Source organism: Mycobacterium sp. 20KCMC460 (genome assembly GCF_022179425.1).
Classification (GTDB): domain Bacteria; phylum Actinomycetota; class Actinomycetes; order Mycobacteriales; family Mycobacteriaceae; genus Mycobacterium; species Mycobacterium kiyosense.
The window spans coordinates 1002817-1028815 of the sequence record NZ_AP025524.1 but is presented as its reverse complement, the minus strand read 5'-3'; the positions used below and the strand labels follow the sequence as shown (position 1 = coordinate 1028815).

General features: G+C 68.1%; 27 protein-coding genes. 13 read left to right on the top strand and 14 right to left on the bottom strand.

The annotated features are described in order from the left end of the window. Positions 1-36 precede the first annotated feature (36 nt). Positions 37-714 carry a DedA family protein gene (locus MKCMC460_RS04685; protein ID WP_236980523.1) on the top strand — a complete coding sequence of 226 codons (678 nt, stop codon included), beginning with the start codon at positions 37-39 and terminating at the stop codon, positions 712-714. Here the strand turns inward: MKCMC460_RS04685 and MKCMC460_RS04680 are convergent. Genes MKCMC460_RS04680 through ttfA form a run of 6 tightly spaced genes read right to left on the bottom strand, consistent with a single transcriptional unit; the run spans position 697 to position 5583 of the window. Continuing rightward, entirely contained in the window at positions 697-1818 is a 1122-nt protein-coding gene (locus MKCMC460_RS04680) for a glycoside hydrolase family 76 protein (protein WP_236980515.1), read from the bottom strand. The two genes, MKCMC460_RS04685 and MKCMC460_RS04680, sit on opposite strands and share 18 nt — an antisense overlap. Positions 1819-1859: 41 nt before the next feature. Next, the gene (locus MKCMC460_RS04675; protein ID WP_236980513.1) at positions 1860-2504 is read right to left on the bottom strand and encodes an RNA methyltransferase; all 645 of its coding nucleotides are present in this window, start codon (positions 2502-2504) and stop codon (positions 1860-1862) included. Then, positions 2501-3397 carry a hypothetical protein gene (locus MKCMC460_RS04670; protein WP_370653072.1) on the bottom strand — a complete coding sequence of 299 codons (897 nt, stop codon included), beginning with the start codon at positions 3395-3397 and terminating at the stop codon, positions 2501-2503. Before MKCMC460_RS04670 ends, MKCMC460_RS04675 begins: the two co-directional genes overlap by 4 nt. 10 nt (positions 3398-3407) lie before the next feature. Then, positions 3408-3968 (bottom strand): orotate phosphoribosyltransferase, encoded by a 561-nt coding sequence (gene pyrE / locus MKCMC460_RS04665; protein ID WP_236980512.1) that lies wholly within the window; start codon positions 3966-3968, stop codon positions 3408-3410. Beyond that, entirely contained in the window at positions 3949-4722 is a 774-nt protein-coding gene (locus MKCMC460_RS04660) for an SDR family oxidoreductase (protein WP_236980510.1), read from the bottom strand. Before MKCMC460_RS04660 ends, pyrE begins: the two co-directional genes overlap by 20 nt. A gap of 6 nt (positions 4723-4728) precedes the next feature. Further along, complete coding sequence (gene ttfA / locus MKCMC460_RS04655; RefSeq protein ID WP_238305357.1) at positions 4729-5583, bottom strand: trehalose monomycolate transport factor TtfA; 855 nt, start codon at positions 5581-5583, stop codon at positions 4729-4731. A gap of 107 nt (positions 5584-5690) precedes the next feature. Between ttfA and MKCMC460_RS04650 the strand changes: the two genes are divergently transcribed. Next, on the top strand, positions 5691-6503 hold the full coding sequence (locus MKCMC460_RS04650) for an enoyl-CoA hydratase/isomerase family protein (RefSeq protein ID WP_236980508.1): 813 nt from the start codon (positions 5691-5693) through the stop codon (positions 6501-6503). A 134-nt stretch (positions 6504-6637) separates the two neighbouring features. Here MKCMC460_RS04650 and clpB read toward each other — a convergent pair whose 3' ends face one another. Next, the gene (gene clpB, locus MKCMC460_RS04645; protein ID WP_236980506.1) at positions 6638-9184 is read right to left on the bottom strand and encodes an ATP-dependent chaperone ClpB; all 2547 of its coding nucleotides are present in this window, start codon (positions 9182-9184) and stop codon (positions 6638-6640) included. Positions 9185-9352: 168 nt separating this feature from the next. Here clpB and MKCMC460_RS04640 point away from each other — a divergent pair, with 168 nt between their 5' ends. Next, positions 9353-10510 carry an FAD-binding oxidoreductase gene (locus MKCMC460_RS04640; protein WP_238305356.1) on the top strand — a complete coding sequence of 386 codons (1158 nt, stop codon included), beginning with the start codon at positions 9353-9355 and terminating at the stop codon, positions 10508-10510. Between the two features lie 76 nt (positions 10511-10586). Beyond that, the gene (locus tag MKCMC460_RS04635) at positions 10587-11411 is read left to right on the top strand and encodes an aldose 1-epimerase (RefSeq protein ID WP_370653141.1); all 825 of its coding nucleotides are present in this window, start codon (positions 10587-10589) and stop codon (positions 11409-11411) included. A 20-nt stretch (positions 11412-11431) separates the two neighbouring features. Here MKCMC460_RS04635 and MKCMC460_RS04630 read toward each other — a convergent pair whose 3' ends face one another. The 5 genes from MKCMC460_RS04630 to MKCMC460_RS04610 all read right to left on the bottom strand — a co-directional run bounded on the left by MKCMC460_RS04630 (position 11432) and on the right by MKCMC460_RS04610 (position 16452). Further along, entirely contained in the window at positions 11432-11806 is a 375-nt protein-coding gene (locus MKCMC460_RS04630) for a heat shock protein transcriptional repressor HspR (RefSeq protein WP_236984626.1), read from the bottom strand. Positions 11807-11814: 8 nt separating this feature from the next. Continuing rightward, on the bottom strand, positions 11815-12987 hold the full coding sequence (dnaJ, locus tag MKCMC460_RS04625; RefSeq protein WP_238305355.1) for a molecular chaperone DnaJ: 1173 nt from the start codon (positions 12985-12987) through the stop codon (positions 11815-11817). 39 nt (positions 12988-13026) lie between these two features. Further along, the gene (gene grpE, locus MKCMC460_RS04620) at positions 13027-13653 is read right to left on the bottom strand and encodes a nucleotide exchange factor GrpE (protein ID WP_236980500.1); all 627 of its coding nucleotides are present in this window, start codon (positions 13651-13653) and stop codon (positions 13027-13029) included. A 49-nt stretch (positions 13654-13702) separates the two neighbouring features. After that, positions 13703-15574 (bottom strand): molecular chaperone DnaK, encoded by a 1872-nt coding sequence (gene dnaK / locus MKCMC460_RS04615; protein WP_236980498.1) that lies wholly within the window; start codon positions 15572-15574, stop codon positions 13703-13705. A gap of 188 nt (positions 15575-15762) precedes the next feature. Further along, positions 15763-16452 carry a type 1 glutamine amidotransferase domain-containing protein gene (locus tag MKCMC460_RS04610; protein ID WP_236980488.1) on the bottom strand — a complete coding sequence of 230 codons (690 nt, stop codon included), beginning with the start codon at positions 16450-16452 and terminating at the stop codon, positions 15763-15765. Positions 16453-16675: 223 nt separating this feature from the next. Between MKCMC460_RS04610 and MKCMC460_RS04605 the strand changes: the two genes are divergently transcribed. Genes MKCMC460_RS04605 through MKCMC460_RS04595 form a run of 4 tightly spaced genes read left to right on the top strand, consistent with a single transcriptional unit; the run spans position 16676 to position 18693 of the window. Further along, the gene (locus MKCMC460_RS04605) at positions 16676-17428 is read left to right on the top strand and encodes a YoaK family protein (RefSeq protein ID WP_236980480.1); all 753 of its coding nucleotides are present in this window, start codon (positions 16676-16678) and stop codon (positions 17426-17428) included. Further along, entirely contained in the window at positions 17391-17741 is a 351-nt protein-coding gene (locus MKCMC460_RS31685; RefSeq protein ID WP_370653071.1) for a TetR/AcrR family transcriptional regulator, read from the top strand. Before MKCMC460_RS04605 ends, MKCMC460_RS31685 begins: the two co-directional genes overlap by 38 nt. Beyond that, positions 17624-18034 carry a TetR/AcrR family transcriptional regulator gene (locus MKCMC460_RS31680; RefSeq protein ID WP_309297870.1) on the top strand — a complete coding sequence of 137 codons (411 nt, stop codon included), beginning with the start codon at positions 17624-17626 and terminating at the stop codon, positions 18032-18034. Before MKCMC460_RS31685 ends, MKCMC460_RS31680 begins: the two co-directional genes overlap by 118 nt. Further along, positions 18031-18693: an enoyl-CoA hydratase-related protein gene (locus MKCMC460_RS04595; RefSeq protein WP_238305354.1), complete on the top strand. Its 663-nt coding sequence runs from the start codon at positions 18031-18033 to the stop codon at positions 18691-18693. Before MKCMC460_RS31680 ends, MKCMC460_RS04595 begins: the two co-directional genes overlap by 4 nt. On the opposite strand, the gene MKCMC460_RS04590 is transcribed toward MKCMC460_RS04595, so the two are convergent. After that, positions 18674-19723 (bottom strand): DUF4185 domain-containing protein, encoded by a 1050-nt coding sequence (locus MKCMC460_RS04590; protein ID WP_238305352.1) that lies wholly within the window; start codon positions 19721-19723, stop codon positions 18674-18676. The two genes, MKCMC460_RS04595 and MKCMC460_RS04590, sit on opposite strands and share 20 nt — an antisense overlap. Before the next feature lie 113 nt (positions 19724-19836). On the opposite strand from MKCMC460_RS04590, the gene MKCMC460_RS04585 reads away from it, so the two are divergent. Continuing rightward, a complete protein-coding gene (locus MKCMC460_RS04585; protein ID WP_236980476.1) occupies positions 19837-21252 on the top strand; it encodes an amino acid permease in 1416 nt (471 codons plus the stop codon). 117 nt (positions 21253-21369) lie between these two features. After that, positions 21370-21951 carry a hypothetical protein gene (locus tag MKCMC460_RS04580; RefSeq protein WP_370653070.1) on the top strand — a complete coding sequence of 194 codons (582 nt, stop codon included), beginning with the start codon at positions 21370-21372 and terminating at the stop codon, positions 21949-21951. 63 nt (positions 21952-22014) lie between these two features. Here MKCMC460_RS04580 and MKCMC460_RS04575 read toward each other — a convergent pair whose 3' ends face one another. After that, positions 22015-22539: a hypothetical protein gene (locus MKCMC460_RS04575; protein WP_236980474.1), complete on the bottom strand. Its 525-nt coding sequence runs from the start codon at positions 22537-22539 to the stop codon at positions 22015-22017. A gap of 476 nt (positions 22540-23015) precedes the next feature. Between MKCMC460_RS04575 and MKCMC460_RS04570 the strand changes: the two genes are divergently transcribed. From MKCMC460_RS04570 to MKCMC460_RS04560, 3 genes are all read left to right on the top strand, one after another. Continuing rightward, on the top strand, positions 23016-23543 hold the full coding sequence (locus MKCMC460_RS04570; RefSeq protein WP_236980471.1) for a hypothetical protein: 528 nt from the start codon (positions 23016-23018) through the stop codon (positions 23541-23543). 74 nt (positions 23544-23617) lie between these two features. Further along, a complete protein-coding gene (locus MKCMC460_RS04565; protein WP_236980469.1) occupies positions 23618-24079 on the top strand; it encodes an oligopeptide transporter substrate-binding protein in 462 nt (153 codons plus the stop codon). Between the two features lie 82 nt (positions 24080-24161). Next, complete coding sequence (locus MKCMC460_RS04560; RefSeq protein WP_238305348.1) at positions 24162-25970, top strand: Hsp70 family protein; 1809 nt, start codon at positions 24162-24164, stop codon at positions 25968-25970. Positions 25971-25999 lie beyond the last annotated feature (29 nt).

Here is a 25999-nt window from a genome sequence, read left to right as displayed (position 1 = left end):
CCACTCAGTATTGCAACGCCGGTATGTTGAAGCATCATGAGCACCACTCTGGTGGCGTCGGGAAGCATCCTCGACCCGATGTTCTGGATCGGCCCCGAGGGCCTGTTCGCCTCCGCGGTACTGCCGACGATCCTGGTCATCGTCTTCGTCGAGACCGGTCTGCTGTTCCCGCTGCTGCCCGGCGAGTCGTTGTTGTTCACCGGCGGGCTGCTCGCGGCCAAGGGCACCCTCGACATCTGGGTGTTGGCGCCGTCGGTCGCGCTGGTGGCCATCCTGGGTGATCAGACCGGGTATTTCATCGGCCGGCGCATCGGGCCGGCCCTGTTCAAGCGAGAAGATTCGCGCTTCTTCAAGCAGCACTACGTCACCGAGTCGCACGCGTTCTTTGAAAAGTACGGTCCGTGGGCGATCATCCTGGCCCGCTTCATGCCGTTCGTCCGAACGTTCACCCCGGTGGTGGCGGGCGTGTCCTACATGCGCTATCCGGTGTATCTGGCTTTCGACATCGTCGGCGGCGTGCTGTGGGGCGGCGGCGTCACGATCGCCGGATACTTCCTGGGCAACGTGCCCTTCGTGCACCAGAACCTGGAAAAGATCATCCTGGGCATCCTGTTCGTGTCGATGATCCCGGCGTTCATCGCCGCCTGGCGCGGTTACCGGTCCCGCCGGCGGGCCCCCAAAGACGAGCCCGACCCGCTACCCTTGCCCGACTGATTTCGCCGTCGCGACGTTGTGCGCCGCCTCCATCAGCATCCAGCCCGACAACTGCACCGACAGGTCACGCTCGGGAATCTCCGAGCTGTTGACGGCACCCGCCACGAACTGCGCCTGCTGGCCGCCGGTGGTGGGCAGTTCGGCGTCGCGATCCCAGAACGCGCCGAAAACCGGTAGGCCATCCAATGTTTGGCGGTTGTCCCACGCCGACTTGGCCGACGTCAACACGATCTTGGCGGCGGTTTCCCGGGCGGCGACATCCGCGGCGGAATCACCCGGCAGATCGGTGGCGACCAGAGCCAGGTACCGCACCGTGACGCCGGGGAACAGCCCGCCGTCACCACCGCCGCCGCTCTTGAGTACGCCGCCGGGAGCCATCTCTTTGTCGACGGCCGCCACCAGGCGATGCACCCGGGGTGCATGCCGGTCGTCGTGGGTGCGCTTGGCCAGCTCGGTTTCCAACCCCAGCACCACACCCTGGCAGTAGGTGTACTGCGGGCGGACCAGCGAACCGTCCCGGATGCCGTCGAACACCAGATGGTTGTCCGGGTCGATCAGGGTTTCGTCGATCCAGTCGGCGATCTGTTGGGCCAGCCGCAACCGGCCCGGGTAGCGGGCCAGGAAGATCCCCGCCGGACCGTTGGCAGGGGCGTTGAAGAACTGGTCCTGCTTGCGCCACGGGATGCCGCCGCCGGCGTCAGGGGCCCAGCCGTCGACGAACTCGTCGGCGAGCTTGGCCAGCGCCCCGCGGCGCTCGACGCCCACGTACATCGCAGCCCGCTCCAGCGCCAGCGCCAGCCACGCCATGTCGTCGTAATAGGCGTTGGTCCAGCGCATCACGTTGCGCAACCGGTGCGAGCGGATCTGGCGTTTGATCCGAGTGTGCCGCTCGGACCGCGGGTCGCGCAGCTGCGCGTCGATCAGGCAATCCAGCAGATGCGCCTGCCACCAGTAATGCCAGCCGCCGAACAACCGGTCCCGGCGCTCGGAGGGCCAGGCCACCACGCCGAGCTGGGTGCCGGGCAGCCCCCACAGCTTTCGGAGGTGGCGCTGCGTGACGGCGGCCTCGGAGCTGGCCGCCCGGTTCGCCCAAAGCTGATCCATACCTGAGATCCTGCCCTACCGCTTCGGGGCCAGGTAGGCCGTCACCAAGCCCGGGTCAGGTCGCCGTGCTGCCGGATCCAGGCGTGCATGGCAATCCCCGCGGCCACCCCGGCGTTGATGCTGCGGGTCGAGCCGAACTGGGCGATCGATACGGTGATCGCCGCACCGCCGCGGGTGTCGTCGGTGATGCCGGGTCCTTCCTGACCGAACACCAGCAGGCAGTCCCGGGGCAGCGCCGTCTCTTCCAGGCGCGCCGCGCCGGGCACGTTGTCCACCGCGACCACCGTCAGGCCCGCGCCGGCAGCGAAGTCCATCAGTTCGGCGGTGCTGTCGTGGTGACACAGGCGCTGATAACGATCGGTCACCATGGCGCCGCGCCGGTTCCACCGGCGCCGGCCCACGATGTGCACGGTGTGCACGGCGAACGCGTTCGCGGTGCGCACCACCGAGCCGATGTTGGCGTCATGGCCGAAGTTCTCGATCGCGATGTGCAGCGGGTGCCGGCGCTGGTCGATGTCGGCGACGATGGCCTCCCGGGTCCAGTACCGGTAGGCGTCGACGACATTGCGAGAATCGCCGTCGCGCAACAGATCTGGGTCGTAGCGGGGGTCGTCGGGCAGGTCTGCGGTCCAGGGTCCGACGCCGGTGGCGGGCGCACCCCACTCGGTAGGCCCCGGCTCGGTCACTTGGACGTCCACACCGCGGCGTGGGTGCCGACGACCGTCACCGTCGCGAACAGCAGCGCCTGGTTGATCTCGCCCTGCGTACACAGCGACGCGGTGACCTGGACGGCGTCGCGCGACGTGTCGGGCAGCACCAGCACGGTGGAGCCGTAGGCCGCGCAGGCCGGGCTCAGCCCCTTGCCGGGCAGCGTCGGGGTGGCGGCCAGCATCATGGGCCCGCCACGCTTGGCGGAGTCGTCGCGGTAGCGGCCGGCCACCGCGCCGGCCTGCAGGCCCAGCAGCATGTAGCCGTTGCCGTTGAACGCTGCCGGGTCACCCAGCTGGGCCTTGGTCACCGGCATGCCGTCGGCGCGCCAAGCGGACACGCTGGTGCTCTGCACTACCAGCCCGGTGTCGCTCTCCGGGGTCGGGAGCAGCCCCACCGGGAACGCGGCCGGGTAGGCGGCAACGGTGCCGGCGATCCGGTCATGCGGCGAGTAGACGTACACCCCGCGCACCGCACTGCGATCCTTCAGCGGGCCCAGGCACACCGTGCCGGTCAGCCGGTCCGGCGGCGCGTTCAGCGGCGAGCCGATGTCGTGCACCTTGGTCATCGCGTCGTCACAGCTGCCCAGCCCGGTCGCCTCCATCGGATGCGACAGGGCGCCGTACAGGCCGAAGCGGATGTCCTCGGCCTTGGCGTGCGGCGCCTTGAGGTCGGTGGGCGAGGCGTCGACGTCCACCAGCACGTAGTCATCCGACCAGCGCAGATTCGATACCGCGACGTTCCAGCCCAGCACCGCCTGCGATTCGCCGATATGGGCGTCAGGCGCTCCGTAGATGTCGTTGCGACGGCCCGGATTCGAGCATCCGGCCAGGCAGGCCAAGACCACAGCCAACACCAGGAGAACGCGCACCGCCAGCGACCTAGCCCAGCCCCAGCTCGGCCAGGCCCAGCACGCTGCGATAGGGCAGCCCCTCGGCTTCGATGGCCTGCGCGGCACCGGTCGCGCGATCGACCACGGTCGCGACGCCCACGACCTCGCCGCCGGCGTCCTGGACGGCGCGCACCGCCGTCAGCGCCGAATTCCCGGTGGTGCTGGTGTCCTCGACCACCAGCACCCGCTGGCCGGCCACCTCGGATCCCTCGATAAGTCGTTGCAGGCCATGCGCTTTGGCCGACTTACGCACCACGAACGCGTCGATCGGACGGCCCGGAGCGTGCATGATCGCAGTCGCGACCGGGTCGGCCCCCAGCGTCAGGCCGCCGACGAGCGCGTAGTCCCAGTCCTCGGTGAGGTCGCGCATCAGCCGGCCGATCAGCGCCGACGCGCGGTGATGGAGAGTGGCACGGCGCAGGTCGACGTAGTAGTCCGCCTCCTTGCCCGACGACAGCGTGACGCGGCCGTGGATCACCGACAGCCGCCGCACCAGGTCGGCCAGTTCGGCGCGGTCATCGGACCGCGGGTCAGGTTCGGCCACTGCCACTGCCAAATCGCTTGGTGACCAGACGCGCCAGCCGCCGCGGCATCGCACGGCCGGTGGCGACCAGGAACTTGTACTCGCGGCCCGGGATGCTGATCACCTTGCCGCGCGCCACGTCGGCGAGGCTCTCGTTGACCACGTCGTCGACCTCGAGCCACATGAACGACGGCACCCCGGCCATGTCGAGCCCGGCCCGGCTGTGGAACTCGGTGCGCACGTAGCCCGGGCACACGGCGTGCACCCCGACGCCGGTGCCCTGCAAGCCGTTGGCGAGTCCTTCGGTGAACGAGATCACCCAAGCCTTGGACGCCGAATAGGTCGATCCGCGGCCCGGCAGCAGGCCGGCGACGCTGGCGATGTTGACGACGGTGCCCGTACCCGCGGCCAGCATGGCCGGCAGTGCGGCGCGGGTCAGGTGCATCACCGCGGTCACATTGACGTCGAGTTGTCGCTGCAGCAATGCGGGATCGGCCGTCCAGAAATCACCGGACGTGCCCAGCCCGGCGTTGTTCACCAGCACCCGCACGCCTTCGGCCAACCGTTCGGCAACCTTGGCGCGGTCGGCGGCCAAGGCGAGGTCGGCCTGCAGTATCTCGATGCTGCCCACCCGCGACTCCAGCTCGCCCGCCAGCTGTTTCAGCCGTTCGGCGTCGCGAGCGACCAGAACCAGGTCGTAGCCGTCGCGGGCGTACCGGCGGGCATACCCGGCACCGATGCCCGACGTCGGCCCAGTGATCAGCGCAACAGGACGGGGCATGTGCTCTCAGTGCTGGTAGTTGCTGGCCTGGTGGCCGTTGCGTTCCGTCCGCGGTGGACGCCGAACGCCTTCCGAGCGGCTCTCCTCACGACGAACGGGCTCGGCCACCCGGCGAGCCGGGTCGGGCAGCACGCCCGCGATCGGGTCCGCCTGCGTGCGCCGCGCCGGCAACTCCGCACGGGCAGCCGGGGCCAACGGACGGCCGGGGGCGCGACGCCCCTCGGATTCGCCGACCTCTTGGGGAGTGTCCGCGGGCAGCGGCGGCAGCACCCGCAGCAGGTCGTTGAACTGGCGGACGGCGCGCAGGCCCTCGTCCCACTGGGCGCGGGTACTGGCGATCGGCATGGCCACCAGCGTCCAGTGCTGTTCGTTCCACATGATCTCGGCGCAGTCGGGCGCGGTGTGGGCGAAGGTGACCATGCGCCGGTCGCAGGCGCGCCGGGCGGCGTCGAGGTTGGTCGAGTACACCATCCGCGGGCCGATCGCGCCCAGCAGCCAGATGTCGCTCTCGCGGGGCTCCTTGAGGCCTTTGAGCCGCAGGTCCACCACGACGTTGGTGCCGACCTTGCGGTGCAGCGCGATGACGGTGGCGACTTCCTCGAGGTCGAAGATGTAGACCGCTTCACCGCGGATCTGGCCCAGGACGACGTTTTGGGCCGGAACGTTGCCGACCGACGAGATCACGCCACGCTTCCAGCGGTGCAGGATGTCGGTGGATTCGCGCTCGTAGTCGAAGCCGTGCGACCTGGCCCAGGACTTGCGGCGCCTGCTGCGGCCGCGACGTCGATCGATATCGATGTACAGCAGCACCGCCGCGCCGACGAAACACAGCGCGGAGAGCGTGAACCAGAGCGGGACCATCCCGAACAGCCTATCTGCTCTCAGTACCGAACACAGAATCCGAGCAGGTCACAACCGAATCACAGGAGTGAATACCCCCGCGGGGCGGCTGCGTAGTGTTGACGGTCATGAGTTACGCCGATTATCGGCTATTGCGCGTCTCCAGTGTCGACGGGATTTGCCGGGCCACCATCGACAATCCGCCGATCAACTTGCTGGATGTGCCGCTGGCTGAGGAGATCGTCCGCCTCACGCAGCAGGTGGCGGCCGACGACGACGTGCGCGTGCTGGTGGTCGACTCGGCCGACCCGGACTTCTTCGTCGCCCACGCAGACGTCGGCATGATCCTGGACCTACCTACGGACGACACCGGACTGCACGACGAGCTGAGCTTCTTCCATACCGTGATGGAGGACTTCCGGACCATGCCGAAGGCCACCATCGCCGTCATAGAAGGCATCTGCCGGGGTGGCGGCAGCGAGTGGGCGATGGCGTTCGACATGCGCTATGCGGCGCTCGGGCAAGCCGTCTTCGGCCAGCCGGAGGTCGCGCTGGGGATCATCCCCGGCGGGGGTGGCACCCAGCGATTGCCCCGGCTGGTCGGCCGGGGGCGTGCTTTGGAGGTCATCCTGGGCTGCCGGGACGTCGATGCGGCGACCGCCGAAGCCTGGGGATATGTCAATCGCGCGTTGCCACCGGAGAAGTTGCGGCGGTTCGTGGACAAGCTCGCCGCCCGCGTCGCCGCGGCGCCGGTGGGCACCATCGCGGCGGCCAAACGCGCGGTCGACGCCGCGCTGTCCACCGATCTCGCCGCCGGACTGCGCACCGAAGATCAGCTGTTCCGCCAGACTCTGGCCCAGCCCGTTGCCCGGCAACGGCTGCAGGCCGTGATCGACGCCGGTGCTCAGACCAGGGACTTCGAGGTCGGCGGCCCTCGGTAACCCTTCCCGACAGGCCGTTGCCCGCCGACTTGTGGAATTCACGACGCGACGCGCTGGTGGGACGCGCAGGGTTCACGGTCGACGGGCCAGAATCCGGGCCGGGGCACGCCCCGGCCCGGATCCGCCCGTCCGGGTCAGCCCAGGACCAGCGAGTCGCCGTCCGCGCTGACGTTGACGGGCACCACGTCGCCGTCGTGCACCTCGCCGGCCAGCAGCATCTTGGCCAGCTGGTCCCCGATCGCCTGCTGGACCAGCCGCCGCAGCGGACGGGCCCCGTATACCGGGTCGAAGCCGCGCTGGGCCAACCACTGCTTGGCGGGCAGCGACACCTCGAGTTGCAGGCGCCGCTGAGCGAGCCGCTTGGCCAGCTGGGCCAGCTGGATGTCGACGATCTGCACCAGCTCCTCGGGGTTGAGTCCCTCGAAGATCAGCACGTCGTCGAGGCGGTTGATGAACTCCGGCTTGAAGGCCGAGCGCACCGCGGCCATCACCATCTCCTCGGTGCCGCCGGACCCCAGGTTCGAGGTCAGGATGAGGATGGTGTTGCGGAAGTCGACCGTGCGGCCTTGGCCGTCGGTCAACCGGCCCTCGTCGAGCACCTGCAGCAGCACGTCGAACACGTCCGGGTGGGCCTTTTCCACCTCGTCGAACAGCACCACGGTGTAGGGCCGGCGGCGCACCGCCTCGGTCAGCTGACCACCCTGGTCGTAGCCGATGTAACCGGGCGGCGCCCCGACCAGCCGGGCCACCGAGTGCTTCTCGCCGTATTCGCTCATGTCGATGCGGACCATGGCGCGTTCGTCGTCGAACAGGAAGTCCGCCAACGCTTTTGCCAGCTCCGTCTTGCCGACACCGGTGGGGCCGAGGAACAGGAACGAGCCGGTGGGGCGGTTCGGGTCGGCAACACCGGCCCTGGACCGCCGTACCGCGTCGGACACCGCTTGCACGGCCTTGCGCTGCCCGACGACGCGCTTGCCCAGCTCGTCCTCCATGCGCAGCAGCTTGGCCGTCTCACCCTCCAGCAGCCGGCCGGCCGGGATGCCGGTCCAGGCCGACACCACGTCGGCAATGTCGTCGGGACCGACCTCTTCCTTGAGCATCACGTTCTCGCGAGCCTCGGCCTGCGGCACCGCCGCCTCGAGCTTCTTCTCCACCTCGGGGATACGGCCATAGCGCAGCTCGGCGGCCTTGGCCAGGTCGCCGTCACGTTCGGCGCGCTCGGACTCGCCGCGCAACTCCTCCAGCTGTTCCTTGAGCTCGCGGACGGCGTCGATGGCGTGCTTCTCGTTCTGCCACCTGGTGGTCAGCTCGGCCAGCTTTTCCTTCTGGTCGGCCAGTTCGGCGCGCAGCTTCTCCAACCGTTCCTTGGAGGCTGCGTCCTCTTCCTTGGACAGCGCCATTTCCTCGATCTCGAGGCGACGCACCAACCGCTCGACCTCGTCGATCTCGACGGGCCGGGAGTCGATCTCCATCTTCAACCGGCTGGCGGCCTCGTCCACCAGGTCGATCGCCTTGTCCGGCAGGAACCGCGCGGTGATGTAGCGGTCGGACAGGGTGGCCGCCGCGACCAGCGCGGAGTCGGTGATGCGCACGCCGTGATGCACCTCGTAGCGGTCCTTGAGGCCGCGCAGGATGCCGACGGTGTCCTCCACCGACGGCTCCCCGACGAACACCTGCTGGAAGCGGCGCTCCAGCGCGGCGTCCTTCTCGATGTACTTGCGGTACTCGTCGAGTGTGGTGGCGCCGACGAGTCGCAGTTCGCCGCGGGCCAGCATCGGCTTGATCATGTTGCCGGCGTCCATCGCGCCCTCGCCGGTCGCGCCGGCGCCGACGATGGTGTGCAGTTCGTCGATGAACGTGATGATCTGCCCGGCCGAGTTCTTGATGTCGTCGAGCACGGCCTTGAGCCGTTCCTCGAACTCACCGCGGTACTTGGCGCCGGCGACCATCGAGCCCATGTCGAGGGAGACGACGGTCTTGTCGCGCAGGCTGTCCGGCACGTCGCCGGCCACGATCCGCTGGGCCAGGCCTTCCACGATCGCGGTCTTGCCGACGCCGGGTTCGCCGATGAGCACCGGGTTGTTCTTGGTGCGCCGGGACAGCACCTGCACCACCCGCCGAATCTCGTTGTCGCGCCCGATGACCGGGTCGAGCTTGCCCTCCCGGGCGCGGGCCGTCAGGTCGGTGGAGTACTTTTCCAGCGCCTGGTAGGTGGCCTCGGGGTCGGCGCTGGTGACGCGGGCGCTGCCGCGCACCTTGACGAACGCATCCCGCAGCGCCTGCGGGGAGGCGCCGTGGCCGGTGAGCAGCTTGGCGACCTCGGAGTCACCGGTGGCCAGCCCGACCATCAGGTGCTCGGTGGAGACGAACTCGTCGTCCATCTCGGTGGCCAGCTGCTGTGCGGTGGTGATCGCCGCCAGCGACTCCCGGGACAGCTGAGGCTGCGAGCTGGAGCCGCTGATCTGGGGCAACCGCTCCAGCAGGCGCTGGTTCTCGGTGCGGATAGTGGCGGGCTCGACCCCGACAGCTTCCAGCAGCGGCACGGCGATGCCGTCGTTTTGCGTCAGCAGCGCCATCAGCAGATGAGCGGGCCGGATCTCGGGGTTGCCCGCGGCTGATGCCGCCTGCAGCGCCGACGTCAGAGCCGCCTGGGTCTTGGTTGTCGGGTTGAAAGAGTCCACGACACCTCCGTTCTAGTAGCTAATAAAATCTTGTCGCGTTGTAGAACCGCGTCAAGGTTGAGTCTATTCCGCTCAACTTCCGCCGGTTCGCCGGGGCCTGCCCCCGACCTGGCTCTCCGCTGTCGGCGCGCGCCCGCGGCCCAGCGGCCCGGCCTAGAATCGGCGTCCGTGAGCCTCGAGGATCGGCATGCGTTGCAGGTGCTGCGCGACGCCTTCGGCCCCGAGGACCAAGAACTGGTGCACCGCTTCTACACCCACTGGTTCGCCATCGACACCTCGGTGCGCGACCTGTTCCCACCCGAAATGCACAGCCAGCGAGCCGCTTTCGCGCACGCGATGCATTGGCTCTACGGCGAGCTGGTCGATCAGCGCGCCGAGCAGCCGGTGGCCTTCCTGGCGCAGCTGGGTCGCGACCACCGCAAATACGGGGTGCGGCCGGCGCACTACCAGACGCTGCGCCGGGCACTGTACGCAACACTGCGCGCTCACCTGGCCGGCGCCTGGACCGATGCCGTTGCCGCGGCGGCCGAGCAGTCGCTGAACCTGTTCGTCGGGGTGATGAGCGGGGCGGCGGATTCCGACGACTCGCCCGCCTGGTGGGACGGCACCGTCGTCGAGCACACCCGGGTGTCGCGCGATCTCGCGGTGGTCCGGCTGCGCCTGGACCGCCCCCTGGACTATCACCCCGGGCAGTACGTCAACGTGCATGTCCCGCAGTGCCCCCGCCGCTGGCGCTACCTGTCCCCCGCAATCCCCGCCGACCCGCGCGGCATCGAGTTCCACGTGCGGGTGGTGCCGGGCGGACTGGTCAGCAACGCCGTCGTCACCGAAACGCGGCCCGGCGACCGGTGGCGGTTGTCGAGTCCACACGGCGGCTTCCACGTCGACCGCGACGGCGACGACGTGCTGATGGTCGCCGGCAGCACCGGCCTGGCGCCGCTGCGAGCCCTGATCATGGATCTCAGTCGCTTCGCCGAGAATCCGCGGGTGCACCTGTTCTTCGGCGCGCGTTACCCGTGCGAGCTCTACGACCTGCGGACCCTGTGGCAGATCGCGGCACACAACCCCTGGCTGTCGGTGTCGCCGGTATCGGAGTACAACAGCGACCCGTCCTGGGCCGCCGACTACCCCGACGTGTCCCCGCCCCGCGGACTGCACGTGCGCCAAACCGGACGGCTGCCCGACGTCGTCGCCCGGTACGGCAGCTGGGGTGACCGGCAGATCCTGATCTGCGGCGGACCGGCGATGGTGCAGGCGACCAAGGCCGCCCTGATGGCCAAAGGCGCCCCCCCGGAACGCATTCAGCACGATCCGTTGTCGCGCTGAAGGCTAGGCTGGCCCGGTGCGCGTCATCACCGTGAGCGACCCGCCGGTCACGGCGCAGTTCGTGCCCGAGGCCGGCATGATCGGCACGTCACTGCAGGATGCCGGGGTCGAACTGCTCGGCCAGCGACGCGGCCTAGACGCCTACCTGAGCGCGGGCAAGACGATGGGCATCCCCATCCTGTATCCGTGGGCAAATCGCTTGGGCGGCAACACTTTTACTGCCGAGAACGTGACGGTGACGCTGACGCCCGGCGCCAACGGGGTGCGGACCGACCCCGCCGGACTGCCCATTCACGGCGTACTGGCCGCGTACCCGGGCTGGCGCGTGACAGCCGAATCGGAGAATGAACTGACCGCCGAAGTGGATTTCGGTGCCGATCCGCGGCTGCTGGCCAGCTTTCCCTTCCCGCACCTGCTGACCGTGAACGTCAGGCTCGCGCAGCGGACCCTGACGGTGTGCACCACCGTGACGGCGACGGCGGAGCGCGCCGTGCCGCTGTGCTTCGGGTATCACCCCTACCTTCAGCTGCCGGGTACCGAGCGCGCAGACTGGGTCATCGAGACACCGGCGCTGCGGCACCTGTCTCTTGACCAGCACGGCCTGCCGACCGGCCGCACCACTGAGCAGACCGCCCGCTCAGAACGGTTGGGCGACAACAGTTTCGACGACGCCTACGATCAGGTTGCCGAGGGGTCGGTGTTCGCGGTGCGCGGCGGGGATCGTCGACTGGAAGTGTGTTTCGACCGCGGCTACCCGGCGGCGCAGATCTTCGCGCCGCCGGGTGAGGACGTGGTGTGCTTCGAGCCGATGGCCGCCCCGACCGACGCACTGCGCCGCTCCGGCTACCGCTGCGCCCGTCCGGGCGAGCCGGCCGAAGCGGTCTTCTCCATCCGCGTCTGACACGGATGGCGCCGGCCGGATTATCGGCGCGGTTGCCAGACGACCAGGGCGGTGTTCTTCGGCACCACCGCAAGTTCGCGGCGCTGACCGGCCCGCAGCCTGGCCAGCTCCTCCGACATCTCCTTGAGCCGGGACTGCAGCGCCTCGACGTGATTGGTCAGCTCGATGATGCGTTTGATGCCGGCCAGGTTCACGCCTTCGTCCTGCGACAGTCGCTGCACCTCACGCAGCAAGTTGACGTCATGCTCGGAATACCGGCGCCCACCGCCGGGGGTGCGCTGCGGGCGGACCAGGCCGAGCCGGTCGTAGGTGCGCAGCGTCTGCGCATGCATACCGGCCAGCTCGGCGGCCACCGAGATCAGGAACGTCCGCGATTCCTCGTTGTTGTTGGACATCGGAGCCATCAGCGGTTACCCGCCCAACCTGCCCGCGGGTCGAACCCGCTGGCCCGCTCGGCCTCGGCGTAGGCTTCCAGCGCCTCCTGGGCGGCACCTTCCACGTTCGGGGGCACCGCCACCTTGACGGTGACCAGCAGGTCGCCGGCACCGCCGCTGCGCTTGGGCACCCCACGTCCGCGCACCCGCAGGATGCGGCCGTCGGCGGTGCCTTTGGGCACCCGGACTCCGACCTTGCCGTCCAGCGTGGGCACCGAAAGCGTTGAGCCCAAAGCCAATTCGGTGAAGCTGACGGGCACGGTCACGGTGAGGTCGTCGCCGTCGCGGCCGAACACCTTGTCCGGACGCACGTGCACGGTCACGTACAGATCTCCCGACGGGGCCCCCCGCAACCCGGCCTCGCCCTGGCCGGCCAGCCTGATCCGCTGTCCGTCCTCCACCCCCGGCGGGATCCGCACGTTGATGGTGCGGGTGCGGGTGGTGACGCCGGTGCCTTTGCACTCCTCGCAGGGGTGCTCGATGATCGAGCCGCTGCCACGGCACTCGGTGCAGGGTTCGGAGAAACCGAACGCGCCCTGGTTGCGGTTGATCACGCCGGCGCCGTTGCAGTTGGGGCATACCTTGGGGCTGGTGCCCGGGCGTGCGCCGCTGCCGTGACAGTTGGTGCACGGAGCCGGGCTGGTCAGCCGCAGCGGCATCGCGACGCCTTTAGCGGCCTCGACGAAATCCAATTCCGTCTCGGTCTCCAAGTCGTTGCCGCGGCGCGGCCGGCTGGGACGCTGACTACCGCCGCGCCCGAACAAGCCGCCGAACAGGTCGCCGATGTTGGCGCCGCCGGACCGCCCAGCCGCCTCGAACAAGTCGTTGAGGTTGAACTCGGCACCGTCGCCGCCACCGCCGAAACCGCCGAAGCCGCCCGTGTCGAAGCGGCGGCCGCCACCGAAACCACCGCCGGCGAACAGCCGGCGGGTCTCGTCGTACTCCTTGCGCTTGGCCTCATCAGACAAGACGCTGTACGCCTCGGACACTGCCTTGAACCGGTCGGCTCCGGCGGGGTTCTTATCCGGATGCAGATCGGAAGCCAGCTTGCGGTACGCCGTCTTGATCTCTTTGGCGCTGGCATCAGAGGAGACGCCGAGCTCCTTGTAGAAGTCCTTCTCGACCCATTCACGCTGGGCCATATCGCGTCACCTCCTTAGCTCTCTCGTTGATTGTGTGTCCTAGTCACCGGAGTCGTCGGCGTTATCACTCGTGTCGCCCGGCCCGGTTTCGCCGGTCTCGCCGGCGACCGTGTCGACCACTCCGACCATCGCGTGCCGCAGCACCTGCTCGCCGAGCTGGTAGCCCTGCCGCATGACGGTGCCGATCACCGGCTTGGAGCCCGGGCCGCCGTCGCCTTCGTGCTGCACGGCCTCGTGCAGGGCGGGGTCGAAATCCTCGCCCTCGACACCGAATGCCGTCAGCCCGAGCCCGGTCAGCACGTTCGTCAGCTTGTCCGCGACCGATTTCATCGGCCCCGACTCCAGGTCGCCGTGCTTGCGTGCCCGCTCGAGATCGTCGAGCACGCCCAGCAATTGGCTGACCACGTTAGCCTTGGCCCGGTCGGCCGCGACCTGCTGGTCGCGCAGCGCCCGCTTGCGATAGTTGGCGAAGTCGGCTTGCACCCGCTGTAGGTCGCCGAGCAGTTCGGCGGCCTTGCCGGCCTCTTCCGGCGATTCGCCGGCGAACGGCCCTCCCGACGCTGAACCAGCGCCGGGAAGGTCGTGCCGCACTTCACCAGTCTCGGGGTCGATCCGCCGTTTGTCGGTGACCGTCACCGGTTCCTGTTGCTGATTCCCGTCGGTCATTGGCGCCGCTCCTCCTCATCGCTTCGCTCTGCATCGTCGCGGCGCGCGGTCACTTGGACTCCCGGTCGTCGTCGACCACCTCCGCGTCCACGACATCGTCGGCCGAGCCGGCCTGGTCGAAACCACCACCGGGCTGGCCGCCGCCTGCCGCGGCACCCTCGGCCTGAGCGGCCTCGTAGATCGCCTGGCCGAGCGCCTGGGACTCCTGGCCCAGCTTCTCCATCGCCGATTTGATCGCGCCGATGTCGTCGCCGCCCAGAGCCGTCTTGGCTTCTGCCACAGCGGATTCCACCTTGCTCAAGGTCTCCTCGGGGACCTTGGAGCCGCCCTCGGCCTCACGCTGCTCCTTGACGAACTTCTCCGTCTGGTAGACCAGCGTCTCGGCCTGGTTGCGAACGTCGGCTTCCTCGCGACGCTTGCGGTCTTCGTCCGCGTGCGCTTCGGCTTCCTTGATCATCCGGTCGATCTCTTCCTTGGAGATGCCGGAGCCCTCCTGGATGCGGATCGTGTTCTCCTTGCCGGTGCCCTTGTCCTTGGCCGTGACGTGCACGATGCCGTTGGCGTCGATGTCGAAGGTGACCTCGATCTGGGGCACACCACGCGGAGCCGGGGCGATTCCGGTCAGCTCGAAGCTGCCGAGCAGCTTGTTGGCCGAGGCCATCTCGCGCTCACCCTGATAGACCTGGATCTGCACCGACGGCTGGTTGTCGTCGGCCGTGGTGAAGGTCTCCGACCGCTTGGTCGGGATCGTGGTGTTGCGCTCGATCAGCTTGGTCATCACGCCGCCCTTGGTCTCGATACCCAGGCTCAGCGGGGTAACGTCAAGCAGCAGAACGTCTTTCACCTCGCCCTTGAGCACACCGGCCTGCAGCGCGGCACCCACCGCGACAACCTCGTCGGGGTTGACGCCCTTGTTGGGCTCCTTGCCGCCGGTCATCTCCTTGACCAGATCGGTGACGGCGGGCATCCGGGTCGAGCCGCCGACCAGCACCACGTGGTCGATGTCGCCGACCGAGATGCCGGCGTCGGCGATGACCGACTGGAACGGCTTGCGGGTGCGGTCCAGCAGGTCCTGAGTGATGCGCTGGAACTCCGCGCGGGTCAGCTGCTCGTCGAGGAACAGCGGGTTCTTGTCGGCGTCGACGGTGATGTAGGGCAGGTTGATCGAGGTGCTCTGCGAGCTCGAAAGTTCGATCTTGGCCTTCTCGGCGGCTTCACGCAGCCGCTGCATCGCCATCTTGTCTTTGGTCAGGTCGATGCCGCTGGTGCCCTTGAACTTCTCCACCAGCCAGTCCACGACGCGCTGGTCCCAGTCGTCGCCACCGAGGTGGTTGTCACCGCTGGTGGCCCGCACCTCGACCACGCCTTCGCCGATCTCGAGCAACGAGACGTCGAAGGTGCCGCCGCCAAGGTCGAAGACCAGGATGGTCTGTTCCTTCTCGCCCTTGTCCAGGCCGTAGGCCAGCGCGGCCGCGGTCGGTTCGTTGACGATGCGCAGCACGTTGAGGCCGGCGATCTGGCCGGCGTCCTTGGTGGCCTGACGCTGGGCGTCGTTGAAGTAGGCGGGAACGGTGATCACCGCGTCGGCGATGTCCTCGCCCAGGTACGCCTCGGCGTCCCGCTTCAGTTTCTGCAGCACCCGCGCGCTGATCTCGGGCGCGGTGTAGTGCTTTCCGTCGATATCCACCGACCAGTCGGTGCCCATGTGCCGCTTGACCGAGCGGATGGTGCGGTCGACGTTGGTGACCGCCTGGTTCTTGGCGGGCTGGCCAACCAGCACTTCGCCGTTACGCGCGAACGCGACGACGGATGGCGTCGTGCGCGAGCCCTCGGAGTTGGCGACGACTACTGGTTCGCCACCTTCCAGAACCGCGACGACGGAGTTGGTGGTCCCGAGGTCGATGCCGACCGCACGAGCCATGGTGATTCCTCCTGAATATCTTGAGCTTCGTTTACTGCACTATGCTGAGTGAACCCCGCTCAAGCCTGCTCCGGCGACGCTTGGCTGTCAACCGAGACTTGAGTCCGATGCACTCAACTTGTCGATCATGCTAACGGCAGCGTGGCGGGGTTTGTTCCCCGGGTCACGCATCATCCCTTACCTGCAGCTCAGCCCTGCAGTACGGAGACGACCTTCTTGGCCGTCGCCTTGGCGGAGCGAGGGTTTTGTCCCGTCACCAGTTTTCCGTCGACGACGACGTGGGACAGGAAGGGGACCAGCCCCTTTTCATACCGCGCGCCGCGCTTCTTCATTTCCTCTTCGGCGTTGTAGGGCACCAACTTGGTGACCCGGGCCAGGATTTCCTCCACCCAGGCGAACCCGGTCAGTTTGCGGCCGGCGACCAGCAGCGATCCGTCCGACAGTTTGGTGTTGAGCAGGCCGCAGTAGCCGTGACACACCGACGACACCACTCCGCCGCGCTCGAAGATCTCCCGGGTGATGCGCTGCAGACCTTCGCTGTCGGGGAAGTCAAACATCACTGCGTGGCCGCCGGTGAAGTAGATCGCATCGAAGTCCGACGAGTCGATCTGCTCGGCAGAGGCGGTGTTGGCCAACAGTTCCATCCTGGCGTCGTCGGCGCGCCACGCTTTCGCGGTCTTGTCGTAGTACGGAAACTTCAGCGAACGCGGCTCGAGCGGTGATCGGCCGCCCTTCGGGCTGGCGATCTTCTGCTCGTAGCCTGCGTCGGCGAAGACGTGGTAGGCGTGGGTCAACTCGGAGAGCCACAGACCGGTCGGCTCGGCGGGATCCGCGTAGTGGGCGACATTGCTGACGACATGCAGGATGCGTTTGGTCATTCTTCAACAATCCTGGCGGCGGCTGAAGAACGCCACCCGCCGGCCAACTCTGCCGCCGCGTCGGCGATCGCCGAGCCTGCGCGGGCAGTGCGCAGCCACTCCGATGCCGGCGGAGCTGCTCGTGCGTCTCTATGAAGACGACCAGAAGCACGGAATTACCCGCTGGACTGCTGTTTAGATAGCTGCGGGGTCGGCGAACTCGAACGCCGAGAGTGGGGTTGGCATGGGGCTGCGGGATCGCGGCATGCGTGGCTTGTCGGCGCCGGCGCGCATTCTCGTCTACAGCGCCGTCCTGGCGCTGACCGCGGGCTGGGTAAATGCGGTGGCCATTTTGACGTTGGCGGTTCCGGTAGGGAACCTGACCGGCGTCACAACCCAGATCGGCATGGACACCGCCCATCCGTGGCGTTACGAGAGCCATGTGCTCGGGGCGATCCTGCTCGGATTCCTCATCGGAGCGGCCATTTCCGGGTCCGTGCTGGTGTCCCCCCGAACGCCACTGGGAACTCGCCACGCCACGGTGCTGACCCTTGAGGCGGTACTCCTGCTTGCTGCCGCGGCGGGCGTGACCGCGGACAAGACCCAGATCGCTCTGTTCGGGATCGAGGAAACCGCGGTGCAAGCACTCTTCGCGGCAGCCGCGCTGGGCATGCAGAACGGGTTGACCTCGAGCTTCCGCGAGATGGCCGTCCGCACCACGCACTTCACCGGCACGGTCACCGACCTGGGGTTGATGCTCGGCCGCAGCCGCCAGCACGGATTCGACAAGTGGAAGGCTGCGGTCCTGGCCGCGACGCTGTTGCTGTTCATCACCGGTGCGGTGGGCGGCTTGGTGGCGGGGGCGAAGTTCGACGGGTATGCGCTGATCGTTCCGGCCGGGATCTGCCTGATGGTGGGCAGCGCCAATTTGGCGCTCGCCCGCCAGCGTCGCCAGCGCAGTGATTCGTCGCAGCGCAGCTCAACCCCGCGTCCATGAGCTCGATCGGGTTCTCGATGCCGTGGCGGCACTGGCTGTCAGCCCCGGCCCAGCAGCGGTGACCATCCGCGCGATCAGCACGACGGTCGGTGTCTCCAACGGCGCGCTGTACCACAGCTTCGGGTCGCGGGCCGGATGCTGGCGCAGGCATGGCTGCGGGCGGCCCGCCGATTCCGGGACGCACAAACCGCCTTGGTGGATGACGCACTGTCGACGCGCGCCCAAGACGCCGGCGTCAAGGCCGCGCTGGCCGCCGCGGACGCGCCCGCGGAATTCGTCAGTCACCATCCGAACTCCGGCCGTCTTCTGTTGACCCTGCCCCGCGCCGATTTGGTGGACATAGATCTGCCCGGTGAAACCCTCAGTGCGATCGAAGAACTCGAGGGCCAGCTGATTGACCTGATGATCCGCCTCGCCGTCAGGCTATGGGACCGCAAGGACGCCGAGGCGGTCGACACCATCACCGAATGCATAGTCGACCTTCCCACCGCGATCCTGCTCAGCCGTAATCGGTTGAACAGCAAGACAGCCCGCGCGCATCTGCGCGCGGCCGTGCACGCCGTGCTCGACGTCGGCCCACCACCCCGCAACAGGAGACAACCATGACCATCACCGTCGACTACGACGAGAAGATCGCCGTCCTCGACCTCGGTGACGACGAAAACCGTTTCTCACCAGAGTTTCTCGACGACATCAACGCCCGTCTCGACGACATCGAAGCCGGCGACGCGCAGGGCCTGGTCACCACGGCGACCGGTAAGTTCTACACCAACGGGCTGGACCTGGACTGGCTCGGCGCGCACGGTGAGCAGACCCAGTGGTACGTCGGCCGGGTCCAAACCCTGCTTGCGCGGATCCTGACGTTGCCGATACCGACATGCGCCGCGATCGTGGGCCATGCTTTCGGCGCGGGGGCAATGTTGGCCCTGGCACACGACTTTCGGGTAATGCGTGCCGACCGCGGTTACTTCTGCTTCCCCGAGGTCGACATCAGGATCCCCTTCACCCCCGGCATGGCCGCGATCATCCAGGCCAAACTCACCCCGGGCGCAGCCGTCGCCTCGATGACCACCGGGCGGCGGTTCGGCGGTACCGACGCCGCAGAAATCGGGATCGTGGACGCCGCCGCCGGTGCGGACGAGGTGACCGCTGCGGCCACCGAGCTGCTGCGACCGCTGGGGCACAAGGACCGCGGCACACTGGGCGCCATCAAGCACACCATGTTCGGGCCCGCCGCCCGCGCACTCACAGCGGTGAACTCCTGAAGCGGCGCACGTTGGCGACGACCAGCTGCGTGTTGTACGGCGCGCCCAGCGGCACCCCGCGTTCGTCGGTCAGCGTATTCCATTGACTGGCAAAGATTTTCATTCGATCCAGACTTGAACCGGGCAGGATGTACCCGCCGTAGTTCTGCGGCACGAAGTTCGGGCCGTGCGGGTCGCTCTGCTGCATGAGCACGGTCCTGCGGCCGCGCCGGAAAATCTCGGTGGGGTGGTCGGCCACCCAGATCTCCACCGCACCGTCGGGACCGCTGCGGACGTTGAACCCGGCCAGCACCGCGGCGCCGTCGACCTGCCGGAAGCTCAGTTCACCGAAGTTGGTGGCACTGAGGCCGACGGCCGCCTGCCTGGGCGTACCCCAACCGAGGCCGCCGTCCGCGAACCGGACATACGGTTGCCAGGCGGAACGGTTGGTGAATCGAGCGGGTTCGGTGCGGTAAAGGGTGACCGGCCGGGTGCGATCGAACGAGTCGGCGACGATGTAGACGTAGCCGTCCTCGGCCCGGTAGCCGCTGATCTGTGATTGTCCGCCGCCGGCGTAGTCGCCGGGGCGCCACGACCCGCGGACCGGTCTCCAGCCGCTGGAGGGATCGTCGGTGACCTTCACCAGCCAGGAACCACCAGCTGGTCTCAGCGCATGAGTGCCGACCACCAGCAGGTAGGTCCGATCGGCGAGGTCGACGGCTCCCGCCGGCAGGGTGTTGAACCCCCGCGCCCGGCGCGGGGGCACGAACAGCGGATTGCGGCTTCCCCTGGGGCCGGTCAGCGGCGCACCGAACACAGGCCGGCCCCCCTCGTCGAATGTCACCGGCACCGCCGTCGACGGGTAGTGCGGGCCGGCGCCCACTCGGTCGCCGCCGAAGCAATCGCCGAAAACGGCCACCTGCGAACCGTTCGGGAGCCGCACCACCTCGCCGAGGTCCGCAGCACCGATACCTGGTATTCCACCCGATGCGCCCGTTCCGGCGACCGGCCCGAGATTGCGTACCTCGCCGGGCCGCACACCGTGCTCCACGCAGCCATTATCGGCTCCGATTCCGGCCGGTGAGCGGCCCGAAGGGCGGCGGTGGGATAGCCTGACTCCCAGTCTCGCGGCGTCCCCCGCTAGCTACGGCGACAAGGAACTGGATGACACCGTCGGAAAGCACACTCGGCCGCGAAGACGAGGGTTATCACAAGGCCCTCAAAAACCGGCAGTTGCAGATGATCGCGCTGGGCGGTGCGATCGGCACGGGCCTTTTCCTGGGCGCCGGCGAACGGCTCGCAAAGGCCGGGCCAGGCCTGTTCATCGTGTTCGGCATCTGCGGCGTCTTCGTCTTCCTGATCCTGCGCGCGCTCGGCGAACTGGTGCTGCATCGGCCGTCGTCGGGGTCGTTCGTCTCCTATGCCCGCGAATTCTTCGGTGAGAAAGTGGCCTACGCGGCCGGGTGGATGTATTTCCTGAACTGGGCGATGACCGGAATCGTGGATACCACCGCGATTGCGCAGTACTGCCGCTACTGGCATGCGTTCCAGGTTGTCCCCCAATGGCTGCTCGCCTTGATCGCCCTGGTCGCGGTGCTCTCGATGAATCTGATCTCGGTCAAGCTGTTCGGCGAGCTCGAGTTCTGGGCCGCGTTGATCAAGGTGCTGGCGCTGGTGACGTTCCTGGTCGTCGGCACGGTGTTTCTGGCCGGCCGGTTCAAGATCGACGGGCACGACACCGGGCTGGCGCTGTGGACCAACCACGGCGGCCTGCTGCCGACCGGCCTGCTGTCCCTGGTCCTAGTCACCGCGGGGGTGGTATTCGCTTACGCCGCAGTCGAATTGGTGGGCATCGCCGCCGGGGAGGCCGAGGATCCGGAGAAGATGATGCCGCGCGCGATCAACTCGGTGGTGTTCCGTATCGCGGTCTTCTACATCGGGTCGACGGTCCTGCTGGCGCTGCTGCTGCCCTACAGCACCTACAAGTCCGGCGAGAGTCCGTTCGTCACGTTCTTCAACAAGCTCGGCATTTCCTGGGGCGACGACCTTATGAACCTCGTGGTGCTCACCGCCGCGTTGTCGAGCCTGAACGCCGGCCTGTATTCCACCGGGCGGATCCTGCGGTCGATGGCGATCAACGGCAGCGGCCCCAAGTTCACCGCCGTGATGTCCAAGAACGGGGTGCCGTTCGGCGGCATCCTGCTGACCGCGGGGATCGGCCTGTTCGGCATCGCGCTCAACGCCGTCACCCCGAAGCACGCCTTCGAAATCGTGCTGCACATCGCGGCGACGGGCGTCATCGTGGCGTGGGCGACCATCGTCGCCTGCCAGCTTCGGTTCCACCAGCTGGCCAAGGCCGGTGAACTGGAACGCCCCAATTTCCGGATGCCGTTGTCGCCGTACACCGGTTGGGCCACCCTGGTGTTCCTGGCGGCGGTGCTGGTGCTGATGATGTTCGACCAGACCTACGGCAAATGGATGCTGGCCGCGATGGCGGTCGGCATCCCGGCGCTGATCGGCGGCTGGTTCCTGGTGCGCAACCGGGTGCGGGCCGCGGCGGCCGGGCTGCCACCGGAGTAGCCGGGGCACTGGTCACACTTTGCCTACGGCGCCGTTCCAAACGCGCGTCACTGCACCAACTTGCATGCCCGCGCGCTTACGCTGGCTTCCTGATATCTGAGATTCCGGGGAGTGCGCGTGCGGTTGTTGCCGAAGGCACGAGTCGGCCTGCTGGCCGTCGCGGTGCTTCTTGCCGGATGCAGTACCACCGTGGACGGCAGACCGATCGCCGCGCCGGGCGGGCACGGGACCGTCGGACCCGCCGAACCCGCGTTTCCGACTCCCCGGCCCAGCATCATCCCGCCGCCGGCGGGAACCTCGACACCTGTGGCACTCCCGCCCACCAACCCCGGACCCACCCCCAACCCGGCCCCCGGGGCGATCCCGCTCAAGCCGGACGACAACGGGTACGTCTTCATCGAAACCAAGACCGGTGTGACGCGCTGCCAGATCAATAAGGACAGCGTGGGCTGCGAGGCGCCGTTCACCAACTCCCCGATGCAGGACGGCGAGCACACCAACGGCGTGCACATCACCTCTGCCGGCAAGGTGCAGTGGATTCTGGGCAACCTCGGCGCCATTCCGACCGTCCAGATCGACTACAAGACCTACGACGCGCAGGGCTGGACCATCGTTGCCACCAAGGACGGCACGCGTTTCGAGAACAACGACACCCACCACGGCATGTTCGTCAGCATCGAAAAGGTCGATACGTTCTGACTGGTTGATCAGATCGAAATATGCTGCGCGCAAGAAACTTTCGGGCCTCGGTCAACAGGGGACCTAGCTGTAGGTAAGGAATTCGTCCGAACCTTTGGTGTCCTTGGTCGTTGTGGTGTCCCGGCACTCGCCGTACAGATCGATTCCTCTGACGCGGTCGCTGACGGCCTGCACGTCGAACACAACGACCACGTTGTCCTTCTTCACCGCCGGGGAGTGACTGTGGAACCCGGAATCGCCAGTCCAGCCAAGGGTTTGGAGATGTTCGACCATATGGGCGACCTCGGCATCGGACTGCTCGAAACTCGGCGCGAGCGGATACGTGATGTTGGCTCGACCCCGGAAAGGGGGATCACCGTCATCGTTGCAGGAGGCGCGCCAGAAGTATGATTTGACGACCTGAATACCCAGCGCATGGACGATCTCTTGGGCCGCGTCCACCACCTGAGCTCTGGACTGTGCGGGCGTCAGGGGATTCGACACTTGTCCTGTCAACGAATCCACGACGCTGCATCCCGTGGCTGAGAGCGCGACGACGGCCGCGGCGCAGGTGCGCCACAACCTCTTGCTGACGCTTGCTTCAGTCATGCACAGGATCGCCGTTCCCCAGCCGTACACGCACGGGATTGCCCAACGTCACTATTTTCCACATCGCCAAGGTCGACACGTTCTGCGCCGACGGTCCCCGCGACCTATACGATCGAACGGTGGCACGCTACGGCCCACCAGACGACTTCAACGAGCAGCCGACCCAATACGGCGGTTACGGTTCACAGCCGCCACAAGGTCCGCCCCACCAGGGCCCGACTCACCAGGGCCCGACTCACCAGGGCCCGACTCAGCAAGGTCCGCCTCCGCAGGGGCCACCTCCGCAGGGGCCGCCTTATCCGGGCCCGACTCCCCAGGGCCCGACGCAGCAGGGCCCGCCACCGCAGGGGCCACCCCCTCAGGGCCCGCCCCCCGGCGGCCCCCCGTACGGTCCGCCCCCGGGCACACCGCTGCAGCATCAGCCGACGGTGCAGGGACCGCCGCCCGGTCCATACCAGCCACCGAGCCCGTCGGTGATGAACCAGCCCACGGTGGAGGGTCCGCCGCCGTCTGGCGCCTACCCGCAGGACGATCCGTCCCTGATGTATCAGCCGACTGTGGAAGGCCCGCCACCGGACCAGTTCGGCCCGTTGGACCCTGACGATCCCGACGCCGTCGCCGGCACGCGACCGTGGTACCGCAAGCCCGCGGCGCTGATCGGCTGGGCGCTACTGGTGTTGATCCTGCTGGGACTGATCGCGTACGGCGTGCTGCAACTGTTCGGCAGCGGGGGCGGCACCAGCCCCGCCCCGAGCAGCACGTCCACGTCGACCACCACCACGACCACCACGGAAACCACCAGCACGACCACGACCACCACCGAGTCGCCCAGCACCGAGAGCAGCTCGGCCAGCGAACCGCCACCGGCCAACCCGCCGCGCAGCCAGCCACCCGGTCCGCAGCCCACCCAGCAACCGACGCACCGCGCCCCGCATCTACCCCCCATCCCGTCGACGATCACCATTCCCGGCGGGCCGACAATCACGGTGCCGCACCTGCCCTGACGCAGGTCACCGATCGGCAACGGGCCCGCGTGGCTGCGTCTGGGGGTAACGCGTAACGGCTAGCATCAGCGGCCGTGACAAGGTACGACCCGCCGCAACTCGGCCCCCACGACCCGGCCGGGTACGGCAACCACGGCTACGGCGGCGGGCACGGGCACGACCCGACAACCGAGCCGACCCCCGGCTGGCGCAAGCCGCTCGCCCTGGTGGGGTGGGGAGTGCTGATCGCGGTGCTGATCGGGCTGATCATCTACGGCATCGTGCTGTTATCCCGAGGCCGCCCCAGTCCGGCGTCAGTGACCTCGACGACGACCACCACGGCACCGGCGTCCACCACCACGACTCAGCCCACGACCACGACGACGACGACCAGCACGACGACGCCCGCCACCGAGACGACGTCGCCGACCACCACGTCGGGCTCGCAGACAACGACGCCCGCCAACTCCCCTGCGCCCGGCCTGATCCCCCGTCTGCCGTCGCAGATCAAGCTGCCGTCGATACCAACCGTCATCAACTTGCCGCCCGGCCTGTGACCCGTCCTCGCCCGATCGGCGGCGGCTATGGTGGGGGACGGCCGCCGACCGCCAGCAAAAAGAGAGACACAGGGGTGTGGATATGAGCGAGTCGCTCGGTTTGTCGATCGGGGTTGCCAACCTGGTCGCGGCCCGCGGCGGTAGCGTCCCGGTGGCCCGCACACCGGTCCTTACCCTGTTCGACCACCGGCCATCGGAGGTCGGTCTGCCCGCGGAGAACCCGAACCTCAACGAGTCCGGGCTGGTGTTACGCGGGTTTGTCGAGCGGGTCGGCGACCCGTCACCGCTGGTGGCCGCCGACGGCACCAAATATTTGGGCCAGGCGCTGACCATCGAGGCGCTCGAGGCGATGGCGCGCATCGTCGGTTACGGAGCGCCGCTCACCATCGCCTTCCCCGCCTACTGGTCGGAAACCCAGGTCGCCGCGCTGCGCCAGGAATTGTTCGCCCAACCCGACCTTGCCGTCAAGGGCGGGACCCCGACCCTGATCTCCGACGCCGCCGCCGCCCTGGCCACGCTGAGGGCCAGGCCCGGTTTTCCCACCAGCGGCGTGATCGCGCTGTGCGACTTCGGCGCCGGCGGTACCAGCATCACCCTGGCCGACGCGGGTCCCGAATTCCGGCAGGTCGGCAGCACGGTCCGCTACAGCGAGTTCTCCGGCGACGACATCGACCAACTCATCCTCAATCACCTGCTGACCGTCTCCCCTGGCGTCGACGACTCAAGCGTCTCCAACACCGCGACGTCGATGGGTTCGGTGACGCGCATGCTGGGCGGCTGCCGCGCCGCCAAGGAACAACTCTCGGCGACCACGGTGGCCAGCGTCGCGACCGGAACCCCCGGCGGCGATCGGCAGCTGACCCGCAGCGAGTTCGAGCAACTCATCGCCACGCCGCTGGATCGCTTCGTCGCTGCGATCGCAGATGTGCTGCAGCGCAACGGAGTTACCCGCCTCGAAGCCGTGGGGGCGGTCGGTGGAGGCGCCAGCATCCCGCTGATCACCACCCGGCTCTCCGACGGTCTGCGGGTGCCCGTATTCACTACCCCGGAGCCGCTTTTCAGCGCGGCGATCGGTGCCGCGGCGCTCGGGCAGGAGCAGACGTCGGCGGGAGCAGCCACCGGCATGGCCCCCGCCGCCGGAGCACCGACCAGCGTCGTGGGTGCAGTCGCGCCGGCCACCGTGGCGGCGCCCGCGGTGCCGTCCGGCGAACCTACCAGCGCGGTGCCTACCGAAGCCTTCCCCGACGAGACCCGACAAAGCACCGACCGCGCGCTGGCCTGGTCCGAGGACTCGGGCACCGGCGGCGAGCCGGTCCCCTACACCGGGCCCGCCGACTACACCAGCCCGAACGAGCCCGCACCCGCCCCGGACTATGCGCCGGCTGCCCGGCCAGAGTCGGAACCCGAGGACACCGACGTTCCGGTTTGGTACCGGCGGCTGGCCATTCTGCTGAGCCTGGCCGGCGCGGCGGCGGCCATCCTGGTCGCCGTGGTGCTGGCGTTGACCATGGGCCAGAGCACCAATACCAAGCCGGTCGTCACCACGTCGCAGCCGCCGCCCATCACCACTAGCACTACGGGGCCGGACGGTAGTCCCACGCAGGCGGTGATCACACCGCCGCCCGTCGTCGTGACGACGGAGGTAACCGTCACCCCGACAACCACCGAAGAACCCAGCACCACCTCGACCACGCAGTCGACCTCAGAGACAACGAGTTCGAGCACCACAACGACAACTCAGCCGACGACCACTCAACCGACGACCACCCAGCCGACCACTACCAATCCGCCGACCACCACAGCTCCGACCACCACCCGCCCCGGACCCACCAGGCAGCCGCCGACCCGGCAACCTCTCTTCCCGGTGAATCCGAACGCGCCGGGCCGCTAATCGTCTGGCCGCTAACCCTCTGGGGCTGA